Origin of the sequence: Paraclostridium dentum (genome assembly GCF_048568265.1) — a bacterium.
GTDB lineage: Bacteria > Bacillota > Clostridia > Peptostreptococcales > Peptostreptococcaceae > Paraclostridium > Paraclostridium dentum.
In genome coordinates, this window is sequence record NZ_CP183813.1 from 1,939,880 (window position 1) to 1,966,452 (window position 26,573).

Genomic DNA, 26,573 nt, shown 5'->3' on the forward strand with positions numbered 1-26,573 from the left:
GGTTTCCCAAGGCTTTTACTTTTAGACTAAAACTTCTAATTTTTAATGTATCTACTTTATTTTTAACCCACTTATATTCCCTTGAATTTATGCTATGATTATTTAGCTTGACGAGCTTTTATCATCTTTATAGCTGTCTTTAAAACTTTCTCTCCATTCATAGCTCCATAATCAAGACTATTTATAACATCTACTGGAGTTTTTGCATCAAATTTTTCTTGAACTTCTTTTAGCATAAATTTAACTTGAGGCCCAAGTAGTATGCAGTCTGGATTTTTTTGCTCTACTATTTTGTCTATATCAGCATACGGAAATGCTTCTACCTCTATTGGTAAATTGTGTTGATTTGCAACATTTTGCATTTTGCTTGCTAATAAACTTGTTGACATCCCTGCACTACAAAATAAGTATATTTTTTTATTCATTTTAATTTCCTCCTAAAAGTCTAATATATTTTTATTTTAATATTGTTAATTACTTATTTAATTTAAGCTCTTTTCTTAAGTCTATAATTTCTTTTACTAAATTTCTTTCACTTAAACATGTCATCAAATGATCTTGTGAGTGAATTAAAAGCATGCTTATTTCGACATTTTTCCCTTCAGCATCTTTATTTATTAAACTAGTTTGAATTTTTTGAGCTTCTAGAATTTCTTCATTTGCACTTTCCATATATTCGTCACTTTTTTTAAAGTCGCCTTTTTTAGCGCAATGTAAAGCTTCATATATATGTGATTTAGCATTTCCTGCATGAATTATAACCTTTAGTATTTTATCTTGATAATTCATATTTTCACCACCTTACTAAGGTCTTTTGTTGTTGTTAACGTTTTCTTTAAGTATATTTTACAATAGACTTTTAAAAAAGGAAATAGTAAATTGTATTTTTTTAAAAAAATTTTACAATTAATTTTTATTTTACATTTTATTTCTTATTTTTAGTTTATTTTTCAAGGGTTTTTTCTATTTTTGTCTTAATTACTAGGGTTATATATATATTATAGCGTATTTTGCATTTATGTAAAAAAAAATTTCTTTATTAATTTATATTTTTTCAATTAGTTTCAAAGCTTACGCCTATTGCATATAGATATAATGATAGGATATGCCTATTAATTAAAATATATGAGGTGTTTTTATGCAAAAAAAATGTGACTACAACTTTTGTAAACAAAAAAAATGTACATCGGAATACTGTGAATGTGACAGCTGTAACTTAAACAAAAGTTCCTCAAATTTATTTGAACTTGAAACTTTTGATTGTGACAATTATCCAGACAAAAACTATAATTGTAACACTTGCCAAAGTAGCTCTTTAAATTGTAATGAGAGCCAAATGTTTTTTTATTATGCTTGTGATTTAGACCTATATAAAAATTTGGTTGGATGCGTAGGTAGAATACTTGGTTTTAAACTTTCTAATAGCGATTGTATTTTAAGGTTAAAGGTAAAAAAAATTACTCCATGTAGTATATATGGAACTACATCTTCAGGAAAAGGTCCTATATGTATAAAATTATCAGCTATTGACTATGTTGATTTTGGTAAAGAAGTATATGTTAATCCATTGTGTAATATAAATAAGTCTGAAATATTAACATTACCTAGCGCTCAAGGTCCTAAGGGTGATAAAGGTGATGTTGGTCCTCAAGGCCCTAAGGGTGACACTGGTTCTGCTGGTCCTCAAGGTCCTAAGGGTGATACTGGTGCTGCTGGTCCTCAAGGCCCTAAGGGTGACACTGGTTCTGCTGGTCCTCAAGGCCCTAAGGGTGACACTGGTTCTGCTGGTCCTCAAGGTCCTAAGGGTGACACTGGTTCTGCTGGTCCTCAAGGTCCTAAGGGTGACACTGGTTCTACTGGTCCTCAAGGTCCTAAGGGTGATACTGGTTCCGCTGGCCCTCAAGGCTCTAAGGGTGACACTGGTTCTACTGGTCCTAAGGGTGATAAAGGTGATGTTGGTCCCCAAGGCCCTAAGGGTGAATCCGTAGAAGTTCCTAATAAGGTTAACCCTGTACCTTACAAACCTAATAAGAAAAAAATAGCTCCATCTAGTAAAAAATAATAAAAAATAAAAGCGCTTATAAATAAGCGCTTTTATTTTTTATTATTTTTCTAATTTACTATATATAAATTCATACATATCAACAAATTCTTTAGCTAATTGTAAAAAATTCATAGTTGTCATTAAATGATCTTGAGAGTGAACTAATACAACTCCCATTTCAGTTTTTTCTCCGCTAGCCTCTGCTTGAATTAACTCAGTTTGGAATCTATGAGCCTTAGTTAATGTTTCATTTGCTTCTTTTAATAATTCTCTTGCCTTTTCAAAATTGCCTAATTTAGCTTCACCTAACGCTTCATATGCTGTACTTTTAGCATCTCCTGCATGACCTATTATACCAAATGATATTTCAAAAATCTTTTCATTCATAATTAAATACCTTCACTTTCCCCTATATTATTATAATTAATTAAGTTTATATTATTATCTTCAAAAAACTGTTTTAGTTCAAATGAAGTTAATATTTCATGTTCTAATGTTCGTTGTATAGAATATGAGGTTGATTTTGATAAAAAAGCATCTACAAATGCAGGATGGCTCATTATATCCACAACTTTAAATTTTTTTATATCGTCAATGTTATTATTAAAATAATCACCACTTATATTATCCCCATAAAAACTATCTATAAGTGGAACTACTTTATCATAGCTAATTTCATATTCAAATCCACCTCTTATATGTAACTTATATTTTTCTAATATTTTTTCAATTACTGGTCTAAATTCTTCAAGTGTATGTATATGATGATGACTATCTAGATGACTTATTTTAACTCCAGCACCTATAGCTTTATCTATTTGTGAGCAAAGTTCTAGGTATACCTCATCTAAATCAAATTCCATAGCCTTTTCTTTTGTTATTCTTCTAAAGAAGTATCCACTTTCATCTACCAAAGTTTTATGTGTATCTAAAACCGGTTTATAACAACTCAAAGTCATATGAACTCCACAACCAAGCCCTTTGTTTTCATTTAAAAGCTTCACAGCTTGATTAAAACCAGGCATTCCCGCCATTATACTACAAGAAGTTACAACTCCATTTTTATAGGCCGAAATAATACCCTGATTTACACCTTCACAGTAGCCAAAATCATCTGCATTTATTATTATATTTGTCACAAATACCCCTCTCCCCTCTTCCTCTTTCTTCGGTAAAACGTTTACATATTTAAAATAACATTTTCATATGCAAAAATCAATATTATTTTTAAATTTTATTTTTAATTTTATTTTAAATTTTATTTACTTTTAGTATACAAAGTCTTTTTCAGCCTATAATTATACAACCTGCTACTTAATAATTTTTGAAATTATAATTCATCTAATACCTCTAACCTATATTTTCTATCATCCACTTTATATTTATCATATAGTAAACTAGGATTATTTATAAGCTTAGTTTTATTTAACCTTGTAAGCTTTTTCAAAAAACATTCTAGCTTCATTGCATCACTACGTGAATTGCTACTCCAGTATATTTCTAAATTTTTAAATCCTCTTGCTCTAGTATATTTCGAGTTCTTTCCTATTTTATGTTCATTAATTCTTCTTTTAATATCGCTAGTATATCCAATGTAATAAGTTTCATCTTTACAAGTTATTATATATGTGTAATACATTTTCCCTCCAAAAAATAAATTAAGCAGCTAAAAGCTGCTTAATAATTAATATTTAACAGAATATAAGTATAGACCTTTAGCTGGCGCAGTGTCTGATGCTTTACTTCTATCTTTTGCGTCCAACATAAGTTTTATATCCTCAGGAGTTTTTTTATTTAATCCAACCTCTATTAAAGCTCCTGCTATTATTCTTACCATATTGTATAAAAAGCCATTACCTTCTACAAATATGTCTATCATATCTTTATTTTTATTTATTGTTATACTGTGTATCTCTCTTACATTTGATTTCTTTTTTGATTTAGATGATGCAAAACTTGTAAAATCATGCTCTCCTACTAAATACTCACTAGCTTTTTTCATCAATTCTATATCTAACGGCTTTTCTATATAAGTACTATATTTTCTCAAAAACACATCTTGAGTTTTAGCGTTATTTATTTTATATAAATAGACTTTTTGTTTTACATTATATCTTGAATGGAATCTTTCATCAACTTCTTCAACATTTTTTATAACTATGTCCTCTGGTAAATAATTATTTAAATAATCGTTAATTTTTCTAACAGACAAACTAGAGTTTGTTTTAAAGTTAGCTACTTGATTGTAAGCGTGAACACCCATATCAGTTCTTCCTGATCCAATTATTTCGATTTTTTCATCTGCCATTTTGCTAAGTACAGCTTCAATCTTTCCTTGAATCGTATTATCATTATCTTTTAATCTTTGAAATCCTTTGTATCTTGATCCGTCGTACTCAATAGTGATTTTAATATTTCTCATTTTTATCCTCTTTCTATACAGACTCCAGTAATGTATTTTTTAATGTAAATATAATACATGTGCCTTCACCTTTTTTACTTTTTATTTTCATTTCTCCGCCATGTAATTTTACAATTTCATTACTTATAGCAAGTCCTAAACCACTACCTGCTTTATTATAATTTTCTTGGAAAAATTTATCTAATACATTTTCTAAATTATGTTCTTCTATACCTTCTCCATTATCAACAACACTAATAGTTGTATAATCTTCTTCTTGATGAACTACAATCTTTACATATCCATTTTCTTCTGTGAATTTTAAAGAGTTTTGTACTAAGTTTATAAGAACTTGTCTTAGTCTATTTTTATCTCCTTGTATCGGTCTCATTTGAGTATCTTCAACTTCACAACTTAATGAAATATTCTTTTCTTGTGACTTAACTTTCAATTGATTAACCACTCCAAAAGCTAATTGTTGAATATCTACCATATCTATTTGAAGTTTAATTCTATCAGATGATAACCTTGAAAAGTCTAAAAGTTCTTCAACAAGTTTAATAAGTCTTTCTGTTTCATCTTGAATTATTCCTAAACCTAAATCTAACTCTTCTTTTCCAATTCCTTCATACCCTAAAGTCTCACTCCATCCTTTAATAGATGTTAAAGGTGTTCTTAATTCATGTGAAATTGATGATATGAACTCTTCTTTTAACTTTTCACTTTTATCTATTTCTTTTGCCATATGTTCAAATGTTTCTGCTAATTCTCCAATTTCATCATCAATTATAGCTCTTGGTTTTAATCTTATATTGTAATTACCATGAGCTAATTCATTTGCAAACTTTTTAAGCTCGCTTAATGGATCAATCAAAGTATATGCAAATTTTAAACTTATAGATATAGCTATTAATAAAATAAATATACCTGCAAGTATTAGCCCTAAAACTATCTTAAATATAGTTCTATCAATGTAATCTAGTGAAACAGTATATCTTGCCACTCCTTCAATTTGATTATTAGATTTTAAAGGTACTGAAATACTCATAACATGTTCTCCAGTATCTTTTATTCTATATGTGCTTGTTGTTGTTTTGTTTTTTAGAGCTTCATTTACATCTTCATAATGAGCTTTATCTCTACTTCTAAATCCATATTGGTCTATTATAATGTTTTTCTTTTTATCTATTATCTCTAAAGCCATCTTTGAATCACTATCTATATCCCTTTTATCATACAAATTATTAACTTTTTGTTCAAATGAACTATCACCCATATATCCACTGTATATGCTATCAGTATTACTAGCTTGATGCATAAGTGTTCTTTTTATTGAGTCATAATAGTAATTTTGAGCATAGAATATAAATAATCCTTCAAATAGTGTTACAGTTATAATAATTATTATAAAATAATTTTTTATTATTTTTTTTCTAAGTCCTTCAAAGTGTATCACTATTGTTCTTCCTTTCTCCAACAGTAACCATATCCCCAAACCGTTTGTATAAATTTAGGTTTTGATGGGTCATCCTCTATTTTATTTCTTATTCTTCTTATGTTTACATCAACTATCTTAAAATCATATAAATAGTTAGTTCCCCATACCTCATCTAAGATTTGATCTCTACTTAAAGACTGTTTTTCGTTTGTTATTAAAAACTTAACTATTGAAAACTCTGTTGGAGTTAACTCTATATCTGAATTGTTCTTAGTTAATTTTCTTTTTTCTAAATCTAGAACGAAAGGCCCACTTTCTATTATACTTTTATTCTTTGCATTTGCCTCTCTATTGATTCGTCTTGAAAGAGCACTTACTCTCACAAGTAATTCTTTTATACTAAACGGCTTAACCATATAGTCATCCGCTCCAGATATAAAACCTTCTATTTTGTCTTCTTCTTGAGATTTAGCTGTAAGCATTATAATACCTACTGAATCAAAGTTGCTTCTTATATGCTTACATACATCTATTCCACTCATATCAGGTAACATAACATCTAATAATGCTATAGATATGTTTTTTTCATTTGTTATTTTATCTATAGCTTCTTGTCCAGTACCTGCTTCTATAACCTCATAACCTTCTCTTTTTAAATTTATGCTTACAAAACTTCTTATACCTATTTCATCTTCTAAAACTAAGATTTTTTCATTCATAATACTTCCTCCCTCTAACCTAATAAATTGGTAAAAAATACCCTTTTATTGCTTCATTTGATATATCTAATTTTTTTAATACTTCAGGACTATTTACAAGCAACATGAATGATGCTTTGTCATTTTCTAAAATTATATATCCTCCATTATTAGTATTTGAATTAGCACTTTTACTTTCTTCAACATTATTTTTATCTACCTTACTAATAGTAAATAACTTTATAGGTTCTGTATGTTGAGTATCATAATACATAAATTCAAAATATAGTTTATTGTCTTTTGGAACTTCTTCAATATATATTTTGTTGGCTAAATTATTAGGTATAAGCAATTTAAAATTATTTGAATAGTTGTAATAAACTTGACTTACAAAAACTAAGTTTGATTCTTCATTTTCTTTTCCATTCCAACTATACCAACTTACATTAGCAGATGTTTTTTTATTGTATCCTCTAGTATTATTATTGATTATAGGTATCTCCACAACGCCATCGTGATTAATATCTTCTGGAGCCATATAATATGGATTTTTTGTTTTTATATCGCTCTCATCAAATGCTTTCATCAATTTATTTCCACTTAGATACAATATTTGAGTTATATAGGATTCTCCGCCTGTAAAAGGCTTATATCCTAATATAATTGATCTTTTATCTTTTCGTACTTTTCTTATATCTATATATACATTGTCTAAACTTTTTACATCATTTATTATTATATAGTCTTTAAGTCTTATGTATTTATCGAAATAAGTTAGGCTGACTATCATTTTATGAGTGTCTGGATTTAGACTGGCTATAACCATATCAGGAGTTTCATCATTATCTAAATTCCCTATAAAAACTTTTATATCCGTATACTCACTTGAATCAGCTATCCAACTTGGATCAAATCTATATAACCTAGTTATCTTATTATTGTTAAATTGACATATATCTAAAGTACTCTTATCCCCATTTTTTGTTAATAGTATTATTTCTTTTTTTCCATCATTATCCAAATCAGAAAAATTTGCATACTCAATACTTTCACCTGTAACTAAGTACTCATCTACAATAGAATATACACTATCTTTTCCATAATTCATTATTGAAAAGCCAACTTTTACACTTCCTTCATCTATATCTTCTTTCTTTTGGAATACAACTAATTCATTTACTCCATTTTTATCTAAATCAACTTCATTTATAGAAGATACATCTGAAGAATTTTTAGGTAGTAATGGTTTTGCTCCCTTTAATGCACTTTCTATATTATATTTTAATTTTAATTTTTGTTCATTATACAAAGGCTTTCTGATTAATTGTTCAGGTGATGCTGTACTTGTAGTACATCCTACATTTAAAAATCCTGCAAATAAAATCAATACAATTAATTTAAATAGCTTCATTTATTTTTCCTCTCTAGTTTTTAAATAAGCTTTAAACTTCTCTAGATTTTCTAGCTCTTTTTCCCTAATTTCACTAGTAATATTTCCTCTTCCTAATCTATCTACCATCGATATTAAAGCAACCTCATTATAATCAATTTCTTTTAGCATCTCTTCACAACTAAAAAAAGGTAAGTTTTTATCAAAAAATAATGGTTGCATGTGATATCTAACTAATTTAGAAACTGTATATTTTAATTCTTCATCATCTGTAAGCTTGTCCAAAATTTTTTTAGAAATTTGTTCACCTTCTACATCATGATTATAAGAAGTAATCCTTCCCTTTCTAATCTTAGTAGTAGTGATCTTTCCAATATCATGAAGCAGTGCTGCCCACATAAAAGATAAACTATTTTTAGAAAATTTTTTTATTTGAGCTGCATTATCTAAAACTAATAACACATGGTTTAAAACATTTCCCTCTGGATGATATTTTGGGTTTTGATCTATTGTTTCAAGCTTTAAAAGTTTGTCTTTAAGTTCAAAAGAATACCTCTCATCTGAAAGTATTTTTTTTATATATAAAGAAGGTGTTTCATCTTCTATTAAATGATTACTAATTTCTTTAAAAGTTAATTCTTGACTCATAGTGTACACATCCTTATGTTCTTTTTTAAATTTCCAAAACAAGAGCTTATTAAAATAAGCTCTTGTTTTGAATTTTTATTCTTGTGCATTATCTATTTCATCTACAACTTTTGTTTCTTCTTCAATTTTTTCATATTCTTTATTTTTTGCTAATTCCTCATTTTTTATAACTTTATTATTTCTAGATTTGTTGTTTGAAGTATTAACTTTATTGTTTTTTGGAAATAAATTAAAATTTAGCTTAATTCCATTTTTTTTCTGATTATTATTTGAATTAGCTTTTATACCATACTTTGATTTATCTCTTTCTGGAACTAAATCATTTAATACTATTTCAGCTTCCTTATCTTCTTTATCCATAATATCATTTAATACTACTTCTTCCTTTGATACTTCTTTTACTTTGTTATGTTTATTCTTGTTAGTTCTTTTCCTTGGTTGAACTTTACTATTTTTCTTGGCTGACAATCTCATTTATATCCCCCCTTAAATTTATTACTACACTATATTTATATTTAAGAGGGCTTGTAATTATTTGTTATTATTCATATATTTAGGTGGCTTAGGTCCTATATATTGATATATATAAGTTTTTAACCTACCATTGTATAATTTTCTCTTTTTAGTAGCTTTTTTATTAAATGCATTTTCAAAGTCTTCATATGAAGTAACCATATAATAAGACCATGTTTTAAGCTCTTTAAATGCATAACCTAAATCTTTATATAGTTTTTTTACAGTTTGCTTATCTTCTAATCTTTCTCCATAAGGAGGGTTTGTCACTATAAATCCAAATTTTTCTTCGCTTTCAAAGTTTTTAGCATTAAAAACTTTGAACTCTACATATTCTTCTACACCTGCAAGTTCTGCATTTTTTTGAGCTATCATAACAGCTTCTTTATCTATATCATATCCTTGAATTTTAAAATCTACATCTGTATTCATTTTTTCAAATGCTTCTTTTCTTACATCCCACCATATATTTTTGTCCATAGTAGTCCACTTTTCAGATATAAATTCCCTATTAAGTCCAGGAGCCATATTCAGTCCTAACATAGCAGCCTCTATTACTATAGTTCCAGATCCACACATTGGATCAACAAATATTCTTCCTGGCTGCCAAGGTGTTAACTGCACCATAGCAGATGCCATAGTTTCTCTTAATGGAGCCTTTGTTGATACTTCTCTATATCCTCTTTTATGAAGTGCCATTCCACTTGTATCTAGTGTTATAGTTACTATATCTTTATGAATAAACACTTGTATTGGATATTTTTCTTTAGTTTCTGGTAACATTCCATCTTCTTGATAACTAGTTTTCAAACTTTCAACTACAGCTTTTTTTACAATTGCTTGTATATCTGAAGTGGAAAATAATTTAGATTTTATTGAAGATGCCTTTGAAACGGGGAATTCTCCACCATATGGAATGTATTTTGCCCAATTTATAGCTTTTGTGCTTTCAAATAAATCATTAAAAGTTTTAGCTTCAAACTCAGCAACTTTTAAAAGAACTCTTTCAGCAGTTCTTAGCCATATATTAGACATTGCTATTCCTTTTTCATCCGTTTTATAAGTTACTCTTCCATCTTCAGTTTTTATTATTTCATAACCTAAATTTGATATTTCATTTTTTAATATTTTTTCTATACCGAAAAAACACGGTGTTATTAATGTATAATTTTTCATGTCTTCCTCCTATTGCTTCATACTATCATTCATATTGCCCATTCGATAACCTAATAAATCTAAAGTTATATACCTAAATCCAATATCTTTAAACTTATCATGTGTAGTTTTTAATAAATTTTCACCAAAAAATTTATGTATCTCATTTTCTTCTACTTCTATTCTCGCTAAATTGCCATGCACTCTTACTCTAAATTGTTTAAATCCTAAATCCTGTAAGTATTCTTCACTTTTTTCAATCATTCTAAGCTTATCATTTGTTATAACTTCTCCATAAGGTATTCTTGTAGCTAAGCATGCAAATGCAGGCTTATTAAATGTAGGAACATTAAGTTCTTTTGATAAGCTTCTAATTTCTTTTTTCGTTAATAAACTGTCCTTTAAAGGGCTTTTTATATCTAACTCGTCCAATGCTTTTAAGCCTGGTCTGTAATCTCCTAAATCATCTAAATTTGTTCCATCTAAGACATAATTTATGTTATTATCTTTAGCTATATTTTTTATATTCGTAAATATAGTTTTTTTACAGTAGTAACATCTTTTTTCATCATTTTCGATAAATTCTTTAACATCAAAGTCATCAATTTTTATAACTATATGTTTTACACCTAATGATTTCGTAAATTCCTTAGCTTCTTCTATTTCTCTATTTGAATGCATCATAGCATGTATAGTAACTGCTGTGCATTTATCTCCTAAAACATCATGTGCCACTTTTAATAAAAAAGTACTATCTACTCCACCTGAAAATGCAATTAAAACACTTTCCATTTCTTTAAGTTTATTCTTTAGAATATTTAGCTTATTTGAAGTATCCATTCCCACATACCTCCCCCATTTTCTAATACATTTAATTATATACAATATATAGTTTTTAATCAAATATTTTAGAAGATGTGTCGATATTGTAATATTTTGTTTTTATTTGGCTTTTTAACTTTATATATGATTAAAACAAAAAAGAGTTGTCTCAATTGATAAGACAACTCTTTTTATTTATTTAACTTAAAATACTTTCTACTTTAGATATATAAATTTAATAAGTTCTTTTTCTATTTTTATGCTTTAATAATTCTTGTTTATAAAGTTCTCGCCTTTCTCTTTTTATTTGCAATTCTCTCTCTCTTCTTGCTTCTTTTTCTTTTTTAGATTTAATTGTATAAGCCCCAATCCCTTTTAAAGTTGATACAACTCCTATAGCTATAGATATCTTAGGTAGTAGTTTAACTATCTCTAAGTTAGTAAATAGCGTTTCTAACATGTTGTTATCTATAAAAGTTGGTACTAAAAAAAATGGAGTCCACGATGCTAAAATACTTAGCAATGTAGAAAAAATTGAGTTTTCTTCATCTTCAATAGCCTTAAAAGATATATAAAATGCTATCATATATATAATAGGCGGTATAATAAAAAACATTATGTCATTTGTTGCATTATTAGAATTGCTTTTTAAGTTTATATATACCATAGTATATGTAACTATTTCTATTGAAAATAGTACTGCAATTATAATTGAAAGAGATCTTATCATAGAGCTATTTTGTTTTTCCCCCATCAGCTGCCTCCCTATTTAGATTTTAAAAACAATATAGTTAACTAAAACTTTTAATTACATCTAAAATATTATCACATGATTCTGAATTTTAATACTAAAAATATCCAGTTTTTATTCAAAGTTTTTATAAAATTTATTCATATTGTAATACTTTGTTTTTATTTGAGTTTTTTACATATATATTATATTATAAACTTATCAGGGAGGGGATATTATGACTTTAGATTTTAAACATTTAAATGACCTACTTAAATGTAATAAAAATATAAAAATTGGGTTTATAGAAAATACTAATACATTAGAAATTAAAAACTTATCAAAAACACTTTTAACATTAGATCTCAAAAGCAATGATATAGAAAATAATGCTAAAATTATTTATGATACTATTACAAGCTTAGAAAATATAACTTTGTACATACCAAAAACTTATATACCAGAAAAAAAGGATTAGAATATTCTAATCCTTTTTTATATTACTATTTTATTTCTTTTGATTTATACACACGCAAACTAATTATAATTGAAATCATTAAAATTAGTAAACTTGATATAATTAGCATAAGAGGAACTCCTATATTTCCAGCTATATCCATAATTTTATACATAAATTCTTTATTATCCCAAATGCTAGTCATAATTCCAGTTGGAACAACTACTATTAATACTGTCAATATCGTAACTACCATTCTACCTTTGTTTATTCCAAATTTCAAAATAACAGGTATTATAACAGACATAGCTAATACAGACGTTACAAAACCAATTAAAATAAATATTCCTAATGTTAGATCAAGTTTTAAAATTGAATTTAAAATATAATAAATTAAAACTGATAATACCATAAAAATTGCAGAAATAATAATTCCTAAAACATATCTAGAAATTACATATTCATTTTTACTCACAGGAAGTTTAGCAATTAAGTTATCTATTCCATACGTATCCTCATATGCCATCACCTGCATCAAAAGCAAATACGTACCCATTCCAAATATCATATTAAAAAAAGCTTGATTAATCATAGCAATTCCAATCCATACAATTATTACAATCAATATAGTCTTTATAATTGAACTTAAATTATTCAAGCTCATTTTTGTAAGATTAATTATATTTTCCATAATTAACACCCCTTTGTATAATACATTAATATATCTTCTAAGTTTGCATTATCATATACTACTTCTTCACCAAATACTTCATAAGCATATTTAACATTAGATGTCATACCATTAAATCCAAAAGAATTTTCAGTATATGATATCAATTCTTTTTTTGTATCTATGTCTAACAGCTCCTTATTTCCTCTTATTATTTTGTGATTTTCTAGTATATCCTCTTTATTTCCTGAAAGAATTATATTACCTTCGTATATAAATATCAGAAAATCTGCTACTTTATCTAAGTCAGATGTTATATGAGTTGAATAAAATACTGTAGCTTCTTCTTTTTCTATATGTTCCTGTAAAATTTCAAGAAATTCATTCCTTACTAATGGATCTAAGTTCGCTGTTGGTTCATCCATTATTATCAACTTTGGATGATGCGATAGTACCATTACAAGTTCAAATTTCTTTTGTTGTCCTTTTGAAAGTTCTTTATATACTTTGTTTTCATTTAATTTAAATTGCATTATATATTTTTTATATAGCTGTTCATCCCAATTTTTATAAAATGGTTTTATTGCCTTTTTTATATTCTTCAATTTATTTTCTTGCATATAACCGGATACATCTCCTATGTACCCTATAGTTTCTTTTATTTCAAGATCATCTACTTTTCTTTCTTTACCGAATATTTTTATAGTTCCACTATCTTTTTTTAGCATATTCATAATCAACTTCATAGTTGTTGTTTTCCCAGAGCCATTAGGTCCTATAAATCCAGTTATATATCCTTTTTTTATTTCAATATCATTTATTGTTAATTTAAAATCTTCTAGTGTTTTATTTAAGTTTTTTATATCTATAGCATTCATAAATTAACCTCCTTAGACTTCTTCATATAAACTTTTAAATATCTCTATACCTTCTTCTAAAGTTATACCTACTGACTTCGCCTGTTTTATAACTATTTCAAGTTTATTTTCTATCTCATATAAAGCCGTTTCTCTTAATCTCTCTTTGTTTTGCATAGATACAAAGGTTCCTCTTCCTGCAATCGTCTCTATAAAACCTTCTTTTTCAAGTTCCTCATAAGCCCTTTTTATGGTTATAATACTTACCTTTAGTTCTTTTGCAAAATTTCTTATCGAAGGTAATCCTTCTCCTTGCTTTAGTGTAGAATCTAGAATTTGATTTTGAATTTGATTTTGAATTTGTTCATAAAGTGGAGTTGTAGATGTATTACTTATATTTATATTCAATTTCACACCTCATTTCTTTAATATAATATGTACAGTGTATATAAACTGTATATATTATATATATACAGTTTATATACACTGTTGTCAACTTTATCTTCTTTAAATTTAATAAAATAAAAAAAGAACCTTTATATAAAGGTTCTTTTTTTATTTTATTAAAAGTTTTTCTTTCCATTCATCTTCTTTGAATCCTATAAGTACATTTTTTCCATCAAATGCTATAGGTCTTTTTATAAGCATTCCATCACTAGCTAAAATTTCTAGCAATTTATCATCACTTTCACTTTTAACTATATCTTTAAGTCCAAGTTCTCTATATTTAACCCCACTAGTGTTAAAGAATTTTTTTAATTCATATGTACCTGTTTTATACATAGTTTCTAATTCTTCTTTGCTAGGAGGATTTTTTACTATTTCTATTTCCTCAAAATCTATATTATTATCATTAAGCCAAGCCTTGGCTTTCCTAACTGTAGATCATCTAGAATATCCATAAAATTTTAACATATATATCACTTTCCTTTACTGTATTTTTTATATTATTACACAGTTTTCTACATGTTAAAACATTTTATTAAAATAAAATTTAATCATTCCATGGAACAACTTCAACCTCTCCATAGCATCTATCATTTAAACGGTTAGAATACTCTCCTTTATAATTAATAATATATAAAACTACTAATTCCACGTATCTAGTACCTATTTGAAGTATATTCCACATATCTTCAACGGTTAAATTAGCTCTTTTAGTTTTTCTAGTCGGATGAACAACTTTATTTCTAAAATATGTAAATATATCAACTCCATCATTGAACTTATTATATATATACTCATTGAATAAATTTAATTCTTCTTTTCCATAATATATGCTGCACGCATCTAATAAGATTCTTATATTGTCAGAGGCTGTATTTTTTTCAAACTCTACATCAGTTAAAATTTTATTTTTTTCAACAACAACAACATAAGACAGTGTTTCTAGTGCAATTTGTAAGGATACAACATTATTTTCTATACTTATATTATCTATAGATTCTATGTACCAGTCTACTACATGCTTTAACGCTGGACCATAGTAAGAATCATGCAATTTTCTGCACATTAAGTTCATATATTTTTCAATATTATGATGATTTGCTATAGTGTCAGACCATGTAGGAACATATTTAAATGGGGTTGTTAAAGACTCCTTCCATAGCCTAAATGTATTTTGATTGTCTTTATAACCCATTACCATACATATACCTATATATCTTCCAGCTAAAAAGCTAAGCGTATCTGATATCTCATCTAATAGTTTAAATATATATGTTGACTTAAATACTTTATTATCTTTTCTTTTTATTCTTCCTATATGTGTAATTATACTACCATTTTTAAACCTTAGCTCTTCATATAGTTCTTTTTTATAATCGTATCTTTTATCAATTATTATCTCATATCCACTTATTTCAAACTCAATTCTTCCAGCAAACAATTTATCCATATACTTTATAAGGGTTCCTTGCTTTTTGTCAAAATTTACAATATGAAAATCTATGTAATCCACATATCTATTTTTTGATTTTATTATTCCACTGCTAACGTATCCATCTACATAATTTTTTTGTATATTATTTATATTAACTTGGAAAGGCTGATATCCATGGACTTCTATAATTCCCTCCAGATAATCATCTTTAAGAATTTCTAAATCTATATTTTTATGACCTAGTACTTTAGCTTCAAAATTTATACATACGGGAGGACTAATTCTATAGTAGATCCGGCCCTTACATTTATATAGCTTATCTAGGTAAATGCAAAAATTTCCTTCATGAATAACTATATCTTCATCAATTCCATATTCTAAATAAGGAGACGATATAGCTTCTTTTACTACCTTCATTTTTAGCCCACCTTCATTTTACATAGTTGTCTTAATATTATAACATATAAGACAAATAAACAACATTTATTTGTCTTGTTTCAAAATTGAATATAGTTTTAAATCTGTATACATACCTTTATGAAGCCTATCACTTCTTAATATGCCATCTAAGCGCATTCCATTTTTTATCATAACTTTTTCAGATGCAGAATTTCCTGATATACATTTAGCCTCTATTTTATTTAAGTTCATATTTTTAAACCCAAAATCTATAACACTGCAAAGAGCTTCTGTTATTATTCCTTTATTCCAATAATCACTATTTAATATATATCCAACCTCAGCTTTATTATTTAATTTACTATAACTTGAAAATCCACACATACCAATTAATTTTCCATCTTCTTTTAAAGTAACTCCCCAAGGAGTAGCCTTATCATTTTCATATCCATTTATTATCATATCTAGCATCTTCTTTGTCGTATTTATACTTTTATCAAAATCTATTAACATATATTTTGATAGATAATCATTCGATAAACATCTATGTAATTCATTGATATCATTTCTATAAATTTTTCTAAGTGTTAACCTTTCAGTATGTAAACTTGGTAAATCTCTAAATACATATATCAACAATCTATCCTCCTTATTAAATTTTTAAAATTACATATTCCAACTCTTTACAACCTTACATTATTCGCCAAATATCTTTTTAATCCCTTTATATTATAATATTAAATTTGGTAATAATACCTATTTTTTAATGTTATATAATTTATTGTTAAGTAACTTTCTAATAAATAACTAAAAAGAAGATGTAGTTTATACATCTTCTTTTTTTACATTGTTTTAAATGATGTTGACAACATAAGTTTAATCCTATTAATTTGATTTACTTCACTTGCTCCTGGGTCATAATCAATCGGAACAATATTTGCACTTTTATAAATTCGTTTAAGTTCCTTGATAACTCCCTTACCTGTTATATGATTTGGTAAACAAGCAAAAGGTTGCATACATACAATATTTCCAACTCCACTTTCTATAAGTTCTACCATTTCAGCTGTTAATAACCATCCCTCTCCCGCTTGATTTCCAATCGAAACTATCTTAGAGGCTTTATTAGCTAATGTTTCAATACTCTCTGGCATGTTAAATCTTTTACTATTTTCCAATGCATTTGAGTAATATTTTTGATACATCTCTATTGTATCTTTCATCAACTTTCCACCTAATTTTTTATATTTTTTATCTAACAAATGCTCTGATTTATAATAAGTATTATAAGCACAACTTAAGAAGAAATTCATAAGTTCTGGAACAACAACCTCTACTCCTTCAGCCTCTAAAATATCTACAATATTATTATTTGCCAGTGGGTGAAACTTAACTAAAATTTCTCCTACCAATCCAACTCTAGGTTTATCTTGTTCCTTTATAGGAAATTCATCAAATTCTTTAACTATGTTATATATATTTTCTTTAAATTTAGATAAACTAGCCTTTTTTAAACTATCCTTACAAATTTCTAGATGTTTTTGATATAGTTTATTTGCACTACCCTTATATTGTTCATACGGTCTTACTCTATATAAAACTTTCATAAGTAAATCTCCATAAATAGCTGCCATCATAACCCTATTTATAAGCCCTAATGAAAATACACTATATAAATTTCGTTTTTCTTCTCCATTTAAAGATAATGATATTACTGGAATATCACCATAACCTGCATCACTCAATGCCTTTCTCAAGAAACCAATGTAATTTGTAGCTCTACAAACACCTCCAGTTTGTGTTATCGCAACCATAGTTTTACTTAAATCATATTTTCCACTTTTAATAGCCTTAACTAATTGCCCTATAACAATTATCGCAGGATAACAAGCATCATTATTAACATATTTCAGTCCTTCTTCTATAGCTCCGTCATAGTCTTTAAGCACTTCGATGTTATATCCACAAGATTTAATTGCATGTTCTACTAACTCAAAGTGGATAGGCGACATTTGCGGCATTAGTATAGTATAATTTGATTTTGTAGATTTGTTTATTTTTCCTTTTATATATGTTTTTTTCCTTTTCTCTATCTTTAACCCATTAATATCTCTTTCTTCTATAGATGCTTTTAATGATCTTAATCTTATCTTTGCTGCCCCTAAATTGTTACCTTCATCTATTTTTATGCATGTATAAATTTTACCTTCACCATTTAAAATTTCTTGAACTTGATCAGTTGTAACTGCATCTAATCCACATCCAAAAGAATTTAATTGTACAAGTTCTATATTTTTTTCAGAATTTATAAAATTTGCAGCTCTGTAAAGCCTTGAGTGATATGTCCACTGATCAACCACTCTTAAAGGATCCTCTAACTTTCCTAAATGTGCAACACTATCCTCTGTTAAAACTGCCATATCTAATGAATTTATCAATTCTGGTATTCCATGATTTATTTCTGGATCTATATGATATGGTCTTCCTGCTAAAACAATCCCTCTTTTATTATTTTTATTTATTATTTCTACAGATTTTTCTCCCATATACCTCATATCTTCTTTAAATTTTTCATATTCTTCAAATCCTAATTCTACACTTTTATCTATCTCTGCTTTACTAATTTCTAAAAAATCTTTATCATATTTTTTTATTTTATTTAGTTCTTCTAAAAGTCGTTTCTTTAAAGAATTTTTATTGTGTATAGGTAAAAATGGGTTAATATAATTTATTTTATTTTCTTTAATCTCACTAATATTATTTTTAATTACTTCTGAGTAAGACATTACAACAGGACAATTAAAACTATTGTTGGCATTTTTAAATTCTTTACTCTCACTCCTAATACATGGATAAAATATATTTTTGATACCTTTTTTTATTAAATTTTGTATATGCCCATGAACTAGTTTTGCTGGATAACATGCAGATTCTGATGCAATAGAGTCCATCCCCTGCTCATAAACATCCTTTGAAGATGAATCTGACAAAACAACACTAAATCCTAAATTTGTAAATATAGTATGCCATAAAGGATAATCTTCATATATATTTAAAACTCTAGGAATTCCAATTTCTTTTCTTATTGCGCTTTCTGCATCCAATTTTCTATAATTAAACACTCGTTTATATTTATAATCAAATAAATTTATATCAACTTTTTCTTTTCTATATAACCCCATCCCCTTTTCACATCTATTTCCAGATATGAATTTTTCTGAGTTTCCAAAATCATTTACAGTAAGCAAGCAATTATTTGAACACCCCTTACATCTAGACGTGCTTATTTTTAAATTTATAGAGTTCATAGATTCTTTATTTAAAAGGGTTGTTATATAGTCTTCTTTATACTTTTCTTTTGCAATTATACTTGCCCCAAATGCTCCCATTATACCAGCTATATTAGGTCTTACAACTTCTCTACATGTTAAATTTTCAAATGATCTTAAAACTGCATCATTATAAAAGGTCCCTCCTTGTACAACAGGATGATTTCCAATATCTTCAGATGATTTCATTTTTATAACTTTATACAACGCATTCTTTATAACAGAATAAGAAAGCCCTGCACTTATATCTCCTACCGAATTCCCTTCTTTTTGAGCTTGTTTTACTCTAGAGTTCATAAAAACTGTGCATCTTGATCCTAAATCAACAGGATGTTTTGAAAATAATGCCTTTTTAGCAAATTCTTTTATATCTAGATTTAATGACTTAGCAAATGTTTCTAAAAAAGATCCACATCCAGATGAGCAAGCTTCATTTAAGATAATAGTTTCAATTACACCTTGATTTATTTTTAAGCACTTCATATCTTGCCCGCCTATATCTAATATAAAATCAACTTTCGGTGCGAAAAATTTAGCTCCTTTATAGTGAGCGATAGTTTCTATCTCTCCAAAATCAACTTTCAAGGCACTTTTAATTAATCCTTCTCCATATCCTGTTACTACAGAATTGACAATTTTCGCTTCACTTGGTAATTTACTGTATAGATTATTTAAAATGCCTATAGTTGATCTTAAGGGGTTCCCTTCATTACTTTTATATTCTGAAAATAATAAATTTCCACCTTCGTCTATTAATGCAACTTTTGTAGTTGTAGACCCAGCATCAATTCCTAAAAAACATTTACCTTTATAGCTTGATATATCTATTGATTTTACTATATTTTTTTTATGTCTACTTTTAAAAAGTTCATATTCTCTTTCGTTATCAAACAATGGTTTAATTTCAGAGCTAACTACATCTTCTATATCTTTTAAACTTTCTATGTTTTTTATTAAATCACTAAATAGCATATAGTCATTTTTATATGATAATGCAGCACCCATAGCTATGTACAACTGTGCATTTTCAGGAAATATTATATTTCCTTTCTCTAATTTTAGTACATCTATAAACCTATTTCTTAGTTCTGATAAAAAATATAGCGGTCCTCCTAAAAATGCAACATTACCTTTAATTTTTCTTCCACATGCCAATACACTAATTGTTTGGACAACTACAGCATGAAATATGCTAGCAGCTATATCTTCTTTCCTAGCTCCTTCATTTATAAGTGGTTGTATATCTGTTTTAGCAAATACTCCACACCTAGCGGCTATGCTATATATATTTTTATAGTCTTTGGCTAAATCATTTAGCCCTTTAGCATCAGTTTTTAATAATATTGCCATCTGATCTATAAAAGACCCTGTACCACCAGCGCATATCCCATTCATTCTCTGTTCTATACCATTAGTCAAATATATTATTTTAGCATCTTCTCCACCAAGTTCTATAACCACATCAGCTTCTGGATTATAAGTTTCAATCGCCTTTGTACTTGCTATTACTTCTTGAACAAATTCTACATTTAATTTTTTTGCTAATCTCATACCTCCAGATCCAGTTATAACAACAGATACTCTATTATCACCTACACTATCATAGGCTTCACTTAATAAACTTATAACTGAATTTTTTATATCTGATAAATGCCTTTTGTATGATTTAAATATCATATTTTTACTATCATCCAATACAATAACTTTTACTGTAGTTGATCCAATATCTATACCTATATGAAAATCATCTATCATAAAATCTCCCCCCATTATTTAGGACAAATTGATTATCACTATAAAATATGAATTTTTACTTCATCATATTACATATACTATTTTTAACTACAGTATTTAAAACCATCGCAATGCGAACTTTTTTTATATTTTACTTTTAATTATACGTATATTATAATTAAATTAACAATTTTTTTAATTTTTTTCACATATTAGGAGGTATTTATGGTTCAAATATATAAGGGGAATATATTATTTACGAAAATTAAAGATAAATTTGAAATAATAGAAAATGGTTTTATAATAGTTAAAAATGGAAAGATACTAGATTTATATAAAAACTTACCAAGTGAATATCAAAATTTTGAACTTATAGATTTTAGTAATAATTTAATAATTCCAGGAATGAATGATTTACATTGTCATGCACCTCAATTTAGAAATTTAGGAATGGCTATGGATAAAGAGTTAATACCTTGGCTTGATAATTACACATTCCCTGAAGAAGGCAAATTTAAAAGCATAGAATATTCAGATAAAGTTTATAAAGATTTTATAAAAGAGGTTTGGCGACATGGAACCACTAGAATAGCTGTTTTTGCAACTGTTCATAAAGAGTCTAGCATAAGGCTTATGGATTTATTTAAGCAAAGTGGACTTGGGGCTCTTGTGGGAAAAGTTAATATGAATATAAACTGCACAGACGACTTATTAGAAGATACAGAAAAGTCAATTTCTGATACTGAGTATATATTAGAAAATTATTATAATGCTGATAAACTGGTTAATCCTATAATTACACCAAGATTTATACCTAGCTGTAATAGTGAACTTTTAAAATCATTAGGGGATTTAGCAATTAAGTACAATGTACCTACTCAATCTCATCTATCTGAGAATTTAGGAGAAATAGATTGGGTTAAACAACTTCACCCAGAATCTGAATTTTATGGAGATGCTTATAATAGATTTAACTTATTCGGTCAAACTAAAACTTTAATGGCTCATTGTGTTTATTCTTGCGATAAAGAATTAGAACTTATGAAAAAAAATAACGTCTTTGCAGTTCACTGTCCGAATTCAAACTTAAATTTAGGAAGTGGTATTATGCCTGTTAGAAATTTTTTAGATAATGATATTAACATAGCACTTGGCTCAGATATTAGTGGAGGTCACGATTTATCTATATTCAAAGTTATGGTAAATGCTATACAATGTTCTAAACTTTTATGGGTTAATTCAAATAAGCAAGTAGATTTTTTAACTCTTTCAGAGGCTTTTTATATGGCTACAAAAGGTGGCGGAAGCTTCTTTGGAAAAGTCGGTAGTTTCGAAAAAAATTATGATTTTGATGCCTTAGTTTTAGATGATAGTAATTTAAATCCTGAAAGTTATAGTTTAATTGAAAGGTTAGAAAGATTTATATATATAGGTGATGATAGAAATATTATCCATAGATATGTACGAGGAGAAGAAATCTCAGACCCTAAATTTTATTAAATTTTACATATATTTTCTCCTATTAAAAATCTTTAACCGTAAATACTATGTTTAGATAAATTATTAATATTTTATCTAAATAAAATTTAAAGGAGTTTTTGTATGTCAAAATTCACAGGCGTAGTTAAATGGTTTGATAATGATAGGGGATATGGATTTATATCTGCTAACGATGGAAACGATGTTTTTGTTCATTTTTCTAATGTTAAGGAAAATGGCCATTGTAAGGATTTGCATGAAGGAGAAGAAGTAGGTTTTGATGTAATAGATGCTCCAAAAGGTTTATCTGCTATAAATGTTCATAAAATGTAAATAAAAAATTCTTACTGTATAATATATGTTACAGTAAGAATTTTTTTGTTGCAATCTTCGTTTTTTTCTAGTGTCTATTGTGAATTTTATCTGATATATCATTTTTTATACTATCTATCTTGTTTTTCGTATCTTCTATTTTATTTTTCGTGTCATCAACTTTATTATTAACTTTATCTTTTGTATTGTTTATATCTCTATCTATTTCATTAACTTTATCTTTGGCATTATTTACATCTTTATCTGCTTTATTTATTTTATCACTTACTTTATCTTTGGCACTATCTGCTTTATTTTTTGCTGTGCTTAACTTATCTGATGCTGAATTAACTTTATCTGTAGCATTATCTATTTTAGAATTTACTTTATGTCTAGCTGAATTAACATCTCCTCTAGCACTACTTATTTTGCTATTTGCATCATTAATTTTAGAGTCTAACCCTGCAGTTAAATCTCCTGCTGAATCCAACGCATTATTTGCATCTTTTAATGTAGATTTGGCAGAATCAACTTTATCAGAAAAACTATGTGCAAATTCAGTTAAAGAGCTTATATGCGAATCTGTATCAAGTTCATCAAATTTATCTCTTATTTTTCCTGCTACATCAATATCTACGCTACTTTCCTCAGTAGTTGTTTTTTCTTCCTTTTTTTCTTTTATATTATCATTTGAACAACCTGTTAAAATCATAGTAGAAATTAATGCAGTCATCAAAAATATTCTCTTTTTCATAATTACCTCCTTATTTACTTAGAATTCTAACCTTTTTACTATTTTATTATTTTACTATATTTTTTTCACTTTGTATACAATTAAATTAATTTTTTTTATTATTTTAATAAACTAAGTTTCATAGGCTATACACTTTTTTAGTAATCAGAATTTTCTTAAACATAAAAAAAGCCGATTATTTAAAATCGACTTTTTATTTATATGAAGTTTTAATATATTTTTCCTGGATTTAATATATTCTTAGCATCAAACGCTAATTTTATATTTTTTATTATATCCATATATGATTCACTTTGAGATTCATTTAAATATTCTTTTTTTGCATATCCAATTCCATGCTCTCCTGAAACTTGCCCTCTAAGTTCTCTAGATTTTTCATACATCTTTTCAAAAGTTTCTTTTAACTTTGTATCCCATTCAGATTTATTTAATTCATCTCTTAATATATATATGTGTAAGTTTCCATCTCCTGCATGACCAAAACTTTTAATTCTTACATTCAATGTCTCTTGAAGTTCATTCGTAAACTTTATAAATTCTGCCACTTTATCTCTTGGTACAACAACGTCACATTCATCCATTTCAGTTGTAGTAGCTTTTATAGCTTCTAAAAATGCACCCCTAGCTGACCATATAGATTCATTTCTTTCTTGAGTGTCTGAGATAAATACATCATAAGCTCCACACTCTAAACAAAGTTTTGCCACTTGGTCATATGCCTTTTCAATTTCTTCTTTACTGTTTCCATCAAATTTTAATAGTAAGTACGCATCTGATGTATTATCTGGGAATTTCTTACCTAAGAATTCTTCTGCTGCAAGTATTACATCTCTTTCCATAAATTCAATAGCAGTTGGTATACACTTAGATTTTATTATTTTTGGAACTGTCTCTATTGCTGTTCCTAAATCTGGGAACGGAATAAGTAAACTTATATCTTTTTTAGGTAATGGCAATAATTTAAGTATAGCTTTAGTTACTATTCCTAATGTCCCTTCTGATCCAACTAATAAATCTTTTATACTATAACCTGAACTGTTTTTTACAACTTTTCCTCCAACATTAATTACTTCTCCATTTGCAAGTACCACTTCTAATCCTCTTACATAGTCTCTTGTAACTCCATATTTAACAGCTCTCATTCCTCCTGCATTGGTATTTATATTTCCACCAATTGTTGCACTTTTTTCACCTGGATCTGGCGGATAAAATAAATCTCTTTCACTTACATATTGACCTATAGTCATAAGTAATACTCCAGGTTCTACTGTTAATGTTAGGTTTTCTTCATCTAACTCTATTATTTTATTCATTTGACTTAAATTTATCATTATTCCACCATAAATAGCTACAGCGGCTCCAACTAATCCAGTTCCTTGTCCTCTTGGTGTTACAGGTATATTATTTTCATATGCATATTTCATTATTTTAGAAACTTCTTCTGTGCTGTGAACATTTACTAAAACTTCAGGGTATTTTTCAACTCCTCCTAATTCATCATGAGAGTAGTCTTCATTTATTTCCTCTCCTACTAAAATATTTTCAACTCCACATACACCTTTTAAAAATTCAATATCTTTTTCATCTATTTTTTTATACATTGTATCTTCCCCCGATCCTTATTCTAATGTAGCTACAACTTCGTCCATTACTTCATAGTCATTTGTTTTTTCAAGTTCTAAATCCTTAATAAGTCTAGGTATTACATCATATACATCTCCTACAATTGCATAATGAGCTGTATCAAAAATAGGAGCTTTTTCATCTTTATTTATAGATATTATACATTCTGATCCATTCATCCCTGCAACAAACTGTATAGCCCCTGATACCCCACAAGTTATTATTAACTTAGGCTTTACAGTTCTACCACTTAATCCAATTTGTTTTTTAGCATCTATCCATCCAGATTCTACTAAAGGTCTTGTTCCTGCAACTTGCCCACCTAGTAAATCAGCTAATTTATACAGCATTTCCATGTCTTCTTTTTTCTTAATAGCTCTACTTCCAACTATTATAACTTCTGCATCTTCTATTCCTACTTCTTTAGTTTTATTGTTAATTTCTAAAACATTTATATCAGATTTTAATTTATTTTCATCTATATTGCATAAAGTAACCTTACCTGTTGGATGGTCAACTTTTTCTGGAGCTGAAAATATTTTATATCTAACTGTAGCAAACTGAGGTCTATGGTTTGGTGTATGTATATGTGCCATTATATTACCACCAAAAGCAGGTCTTATTTGGTCTAAGTCAGTATTTTCTTGAACATCCAGTATTGTACAATCTGCTGTTAATCCAGTTTTAAATCTAGCTGCAAGCCTTGGAGCTAAACTTCTACCAATTGTAGTTCCTCCAAATAGTAATATAGTTGGTTTTACTTCTTTTATAAAATTCTCTACACATGCAGTGTATGGTTCAATCTTAAATTCTTTTAGATCTTTGTAATCATATACAAAAACATTATCTACACCATAAGAAAGCAATGCATCTGTTTTGTCTTCTATATTACTTCCAACGAATATACAGTAAACCGGTTGATTTATTTTTTTTGCCATTTCTTTAGCTTTTCCTATTAATTCAAATGTTACAGGATGGATATCGCCCTCATGATGATCAACGTATACTGCTATACCCTTCCATTTATCTTTATCTATTTTTATAACTTCATCTTCTACGAATTCAAATACACCCTTTGGTCCAGTTTTTACGCATATCTTACACATTTTACATCCTGCACCAATTTCTAATTTTCCATCATTTAGCTCTATAGCACCAAAAGGACATATGTCTAATACTTTTTTCATTTCTGTAACTTTGTCTTGATTTATAACTATTTTAGCCACTTTAAATTCCCC

Annotated in this window: 28 protein-coding genes; 4 read left to right on the top strand and 24 right to left on the bottom strand. The window is 27.5% G+C overall.

The genetic code is table 11. The annotated features are described in order from the left end of the window. Positions 1 to 98: 98 nt before the first annotated feature. Positions 99 to 425, bottom strand: coding sequence for a PTS sugar transporter subunit IIB (locus ACN6I1_RS08825; protein WP_021431139.1), 327 nt, complete (start codon positions 423 to 425; stop codon positions 99 to 101). 49 nt (positions 426 to 474) lie between these two features. Beyond that, positions 475 to 789 carry a PTS lactose/cellobiose transporter subunit IIA gene (locus tag ACN6I1_RS08830; protein WP_195946768.1) on the bottom strand — a complete coding sequence of 105 codons (315 nt, stop codon included), beginning with the start codon at positions 787 to 789 and terminating at the stop codon, positions 475 to 477. 349 nt (positions 790 to 1,138) lie between these two features. Here ACN6I1_RS08830 and ACN6I1_RS08835 point away from each other — a divergent pair, with 349 nt between their 5' ends. Beyond that, positions 1,139 to 2,062, top strand: coding sequence for a hypothetical protein (locus ACN6I1_RS08835; RefSeq protein ID WP_419741663.1), 924 nt, complete (start codon positions 1,139 to 1,141; stop codon positions 2,060 to 2,062). Positions 2,063 to 2,104: 42 nt separating this feature from the next. Here ACN6I1_RS08835 and ACN6I1_RS08840 read toward each other — a convergent pair whose 3' ends face one another. From ACN6I1_RS08840 to ACN6I1_RS08895, 12 genes are all read right to left on the bottom strand, one after another. Beyond that, positions 2,105 to 2,431 (bottom strand): PTS lactose/cellobiose transporter subunit IIA, encoded by a 327-nt coding sequence (locus tag ACN6I1_RS08840; protein ID WP_021431142.1) that lies wholly within the window; start codon positions 2,429 to 2,431, stop codon positions 2,105 to 2,107. A 2-nt stretch (positions 2,432 to 2,433) separates the two neighbouring features. Beyond that, positions 2,434 to 3,183, bottom strand: a complete 750-nt coding sequence (locus tag ACN6I1_RS08845; protein ID WP_419741664.1) for a carbohydrate deacetylase — start codon at positions 3,181 to 3,183, stop codon at positions 2,434 to 2,436. A 191-nt stretch (positions 3,184 to 3,374) separates the two neighbouring features. After that, on the bottom strand, positions 3,375 to 3,683 hold the full coding sequence (locus ACN6I1_RS08850; protein ID WP_053831408.1) for a GIY-YIG nuclease family protein: 309 nt from the start codon (positions 3,681 to 3,683) through the stop codon (positions 3,375 to 3,377). A 45-nt stretch (positions 3,684 to 3,728) separates the two neighbouring features. Further along, positions 3,729 to 4,466 carry a tRNA pseudouridine(38-40) synthase TruA gene (gene truA / locus ACN6I1_RS08855; RefSeq protein ID WP_148550122.1) on the bottom strand — a complete coding sequence of 246 codons (738 nt, stop codon included), beginning with the start codon at positions 4,464 to 4,466 and terminating at the stop codon, positions 3,729 to 3,731. Positions 4,467 to 4,479: 13 nt separating this feature from the next. Further along, a complete protein-coding gene (locus ACN6I1_RS08860) occupies positions 4,480 to 5,901 on the bottom strand; it encodes a sensor histidine kinase (RefSeq protein ID WP_419741665.1) in 1,422 nt (473 codons plus the stop codon). Beyond that, complete coding sequence (gene walR / locus ACN6I1_RS08865; RefSeq protein ID WP_419741666.1) at positions 5,901 to 6,602, bottom strand: cell wall metabolism DNA-binding response regulator WalR; 702 nt, start codon at positions 6,600 to 6,602, stop codon at positions 5,901 to 5,903. Before walR ends, ACN6I1_RS08860 begins: the two co-directional genes overlap by 1 nt. Before the next feature lie 19 nt (positions 6,603 to 6,621). Further along, positions 6,622 to 7,992, bottom strand: a complete 1,371-nt coding sequence (locus ACN6I1_RS08870; RefSeq protein WP_419741667.1) for a hypothetical protein — start codon at positions 7,990 to 7,992, stop codon at positions 6,622 to 6,624. After that, positions 7,993 to 8,619 carry an HD domain-containing protein gene (locus ACN6I1_RS08875; RefSeq protein ID WP_419741668.1) on the bottom strand — a complete coding sequence of 209 codons (627 nt, stop codon included), beginning with the start codon at positions 8,617 to 8,619 and terminating at the stop codon, positions 7,993 to 7,995. A 75-nt stretch (positions 8,620 to 8,694) separates the two neighbouring features. After that, entirely contained in the window at positions 8,695 to 9,093 is a 399-nt protein-coding gene (locus ACN6I1_RS08880) for a hypothetical protein (protein ID WP_085281987.1), read from the bottom strand. Positions 9,094 to 9,150: 57 nt separating this feature from the next. Then, positions 9,151 to 10,308 (bottom strand): THUMP domain-containing class I SAM-dependent RNA methyltransferase, encoded by a 1,158-nt coding sequence (locus tag ACN6I1_RS08885; RefSeq protein ID WP_419741669.1) that lies wholly within the window; start codon positions 10,306 to 10,308, stop codon positions 9,151 to 9,153. A 9-nt stretch (positions 10,309 to 10,317) separates the two neighbouring features. Then, the gene (gene larE / locus ACN6I1_RS08890) at positions 10,318 to 11,127 is read right to left on the bottom strand and encodes an ATP-dependent sacrificial sulfur transferase LarE (RefSeq protein ID WP_419741670.1); all 810 of its coding nucleotides are present in this window, start codon (positions 11,125 to 11,127) and stop codon (positions 10,318 to 10,320) included. Positions 11,128 to 11,344: 217 nt separating this feature from the next. Then, positions 11,345 to 11,863, bottom strand: a complete 519-nt coding sequence (locus ACN6I1_RS08895) for a hypothetical protein (RefSeq protein WP_035117439.1) — start codon at positions 11,861 to 11,863, stop codon at positions 11,345 to 11,347. 214 nt (positions 11,864 to 12,077) lie between these two features. Here ACN6I1_RS08895 and ACN6I1_RS08900 point away from each other — a divergent pair, with 214 nt between their 5' ends. Next, entirely contained in the window at positions 12,078 to 12,317 is a 240-nt protein-coding gene (locus ACN6I1_RS08900) for a hypothetical protein (RefSeq protein ID WP_419741671.1), read from the top strand. A gap of 25 nt (positions 12,318 to 12,342) precedes the next feature. Here ACN6I1_RS08900 and ACN6I1_RS08905 read toward each other — a convergent pair whose 3' ends face one another. The 7 genes from ACN6I1_RS08905 to ACN6I1_RS08935 form a co-directional block, all read right to left on the bottom strand. After that, positions 12,343 to 12,987, bottom strand: coding sequence for an ABC-2 transporter permease (locus tag ACN6I1_RS08905; protein WP_419741672.1), 645 nt, complete (start codon positions 12,985 to 12,987; stop codon positions 12,343 to 12,345). A 2-nt stretch (positions 12,988 to 12,989) separates the two neighbouring features. Beyond that, on the bottom strand, positions 12,990 to 13,844 hold the full coding sequence (locus ACN6I1_RS08910; protein ID WP_419741673.1) for an ABC transporter ATP-binding protein: 855 nt from the start codon (positions 13,842 to 13,844) through the stop codon (positions 12,990 to 12,992). Between the two features lie 12 nt (positions 13,845 to 13,856). Beyond that, entirely contained in the window at positions 13,857 to 14,231 is a 375-nt protein-coding gene (locus ACN6I1_RS08915) for a GntR family transcriptional regulator (RefSeq protein WP_419741674.1), read from the bottom strand. Between the two features lie 147 nt (positions 14,232 to 14,378). Further along, positions 14,379 to 14,738 (bottom strand): arsenate reductase family protein, encoded by a 360-nt coding sequence (locus ACN6I1_RS08920; protein ID WP_077175981.1) that lies wholly within the window; start codon positions 14,736 to 14,738, stop codon positions 14,379 to 14,381. Between the two features lie 79 nt (positions 14,739 to 14,817). Further along, entirely contained in the window at positions 14,818 to 16,122 is a 1,305-nt protein-coding gene (locus ACN6I1_RS08925) for a hypothetical protein (protein ID WP_021431159.1), read from the bottom strand. Positions 16,123 to 16,188: 66 nt separating this feature from the next. Next, positions 16,189 to 16,740, bottom strand: a complete 552-nt coding sequence (locus ACN6I1_RS08930) for a GNAT family N-acetyltransferase (protein WP_170182746.1) — start codon at positions 16,738 to 16,740, stop codon at positions 16,189 to 16,191. 206 nt (positions 16,741 to 16,946) lie between these two features. Continuing rightward, positions 16,947 to 21,188, bottom strand: a complete 4,242-nt coding sequence (locus ACN6I1_RS08935; protein ID WP_419741675.1) for an acyl-CoA dehydratase activase-related protein — start codon at positions 21,186 to 21,188, stop codon at positions 16,947 to 16,949. Positions 21,189 to 21,392: 204 nt separating this feature from the next. Here ACN6I1_RS08935 and ACN6I1_RS08940 point away from each other — a divergent pair, with 204 nt between their 5' ends. Continuing rightward, the gene (locus ACN6I1_RS08940; protein ID WP_419741676.1) at positions 21,393 to 22,667 is read left to right on the top strand and encodes an amidohydrolase family protein; all 1,275 of its coding nucleotides are present in this window, start codon (positions 21,393 to 21,395) and stop codon (positions 22,665 to 22,667) included. Positions 22,668 to 22,769: 102 nt separating this feature from the next. Next, positions 22,770 to 22,979, top strand: a complete 210-nt coding sequence (locus tag ACN6I1_RS08945) for a cold-shock protein (RefSeq protein WP_021431163.1) — start codon at positions 22,770 to 22,772, stop codon at positions 22,977 to 22,979. 67 nt (positions 22,980 to 23,046) lie between these two features. Here ACN6I1_RS08945 and ACN6I1_RS08950 read toward each other — a convergent pair whose 3' ends face one another. The 3 genes from ACN6I1_RS08950 to ACN6I1_RS08960 form a co-directional block, all read right to left on the bottom strand. Next, on the bottom strand, positions 23,047 to 23,712 hold the full coding sequence (locus ACN6I1_RS08950) for a coiled-coil domain-containing protein (RefSeq protein ID WP_419741677.1): 666 nt from the start codon (positions 23,710 to 23,712) through the stop codon (positions 23,047 to 23,049). Positions 23,713 to 23,921: 209 nt separating this feature from the next. After that, entirely contained in the window at positions 23,922 to 25,313 is a 1,392-nt protein-coding gene (locus ACN6I1_RS08955) for an FAD-binding oxidoreductase (RefSeq protein WP_142730030.1), read from the bottom strand. An 18-nt stretch (positions 25,314 to 25,331) separates the two neighbouring features. Next, complete coding sequence (locus ACN6I1_RS08960) at positions 25,332 to 26,561, bottom strand: electron transfer flavoprotein subunit alpha/FixB family protein (RefSeq protein WP_021431166.1); 1,230 nt, start codon at positions 26,559 to 26,561, stop codon at positions 25,332 to 25,334. Positions 26,562 to 26,573: the final 12 nt, after the last annotated feature.

Bases quoted from the DNA above. Each gene is read 5' to 3' on its own strand.
- ACN6I1_RS08825 (WP_021431139.1), bottom strand. From the start codon at position 425: ATGAATAAAAAAATATACTTATTTTGTAGTGCAGGGATGTCAACAAGT.
- ACN6I1_RS08830 (WP_195946768.1), bottom strand. From the start codon at position 789: ATGAATTATCAAGATAAAATACTAAAGGTTATAATTCATGCAGGAAAT.
- ACN6I1_RS08835 (WP_419741663.1), top strand. From the start codon at position 1,139: ATGCAAAAAAAATGTGACTACAACTTTTGTAAACAAAAAAAATGTACA.
- ACN6I1_RS08840 (WP_021431142.1), bottom strand. From the start codon at position 2,431: ATGAATGAAAAGATTTTTGAAATATCATTTGGTATAATAGGTCATGCA.
- ACN6I1_RS08850 (WP_053831408.1), bottom strand. From the start codon at position 3,683: ATGTATTACACATATATAATAACTTGTAAAGATGAAACTTATTACATT.
- truA (WP_148550122.1), bottom strand. From the start codon at position 4,466: ATGAGAAATATTAAAATCACTATTGAGTACGACGGATCAAGATACAAA.
- walR (WP_419741666.1), bottom strand. From the start codon at position 6,602: ATGAATGAAAAAATCTTAGTTTTAGAAGATGAAATAGGTATAAGAAGT.
- ACN6I1_RS08870 (WP_419741667.1), bottom strand. From the start codon at position 7,992: ATGAAGCTATTTAAATTAATTGTATTGATTTTATTTGCAGGATTTTTA.
- ACN6I1_RS08875 (WP_419741668.1), bottom strand. From the start codon at position 8,619: ATGAGTCAAGAATTAACTTTTAAAGAAATTAGTAATCATTTAATAGAA.
- ACN6I1_RS08880 (WP_085281987.1), bottom strand. From the start codon at position 9,093: ATGAGATTGTCAGCCAAGAAAAATAGTAAAGTTCAACCAAGGAAAAGA.
- ACN6I1_RS08885 (WP_419741669.1), bottom strand. From the start codon at position 10,308: ATGAAAAATTATACATTAATAACACCGTGTTTTTTCGGTATAGAAAAA.
- larE (WP_419741670.1), bottom strand. From the start codon at position 11,127: ATGGATACTTCAAATAAGCTAAATATTCTAAAGAATAAACTTAAAGAA.
- ACN6I1_RS08895 (WP_035117439.1), bottom strand. From the start codon at position 11,863: ATGGGGGAAAAACAAAATAGCTCTATGATAAGATCTCTTTCAATTATA.
- ACN6I1_RS08900 (WP_419741671.1), top strand. From the start codon at position 12,078: ATGACTTTAGATTTTAAACATTTAAATGACCTACTTAAATGTAATAAA.
- ACN6I1_RS08905 (WP_419741672.1), bottom strand. From the start codon at position 12,987: ATGGAAAATATAATTAATCTTACAAAAATGAGCTTGAATAATTTAAGT.
- ACN6I1_RS08910 (WP_419741673.1), bottom strand. From the start codon at position 13,844: ATGAATGCTATAGATATAAAAAACTTAAATAAAACACTAGAAGATTTT.
- ACN6I1_RS08925 (WP_021431159.1), bottom strand. From the start codon at position 16,122: ATGAAGGTAGTAAAAGAAGCTATATCGTCTCCTTATTTAGAATATGGA.
- ACN6I1_RS08935 (WP_419741675.1), bottom strand. From the start codon at position 21,188: ATGATAGATGATTTTCATATAGGTATAGATATTGGATCAACTACAGTA.
- ACN6I1_RS08940 (WP_419741676.1), top strand. From the start codon at position 21,393: ATGGTTCAAATATATAAGGGGAATATATTATTTACGAAAATTAAAGAT.
- ACN6I1_RS08945 (WP_021431163.1), top strand. From the start codon at position 22,770: ATGTCAAAATTCACAGGCGTAGTTAAATGGTTTGATAATGATAGGGGA.
- ACN6I1_RS08950 (WP_419741677.1), bottom strand. From the start codon at position 23,712: ATGAAAAAGAGAATATTTTTGATGACTGCATTAATTTCTACTATGATT.
- ACN6I1_RS08955 (WP_142730030.1), bottom strand. From the start codon at position 25,313: ATGTATAAAAAAATAGATGAAAAAGATATTGAATTTTTAAAAGGTGTA.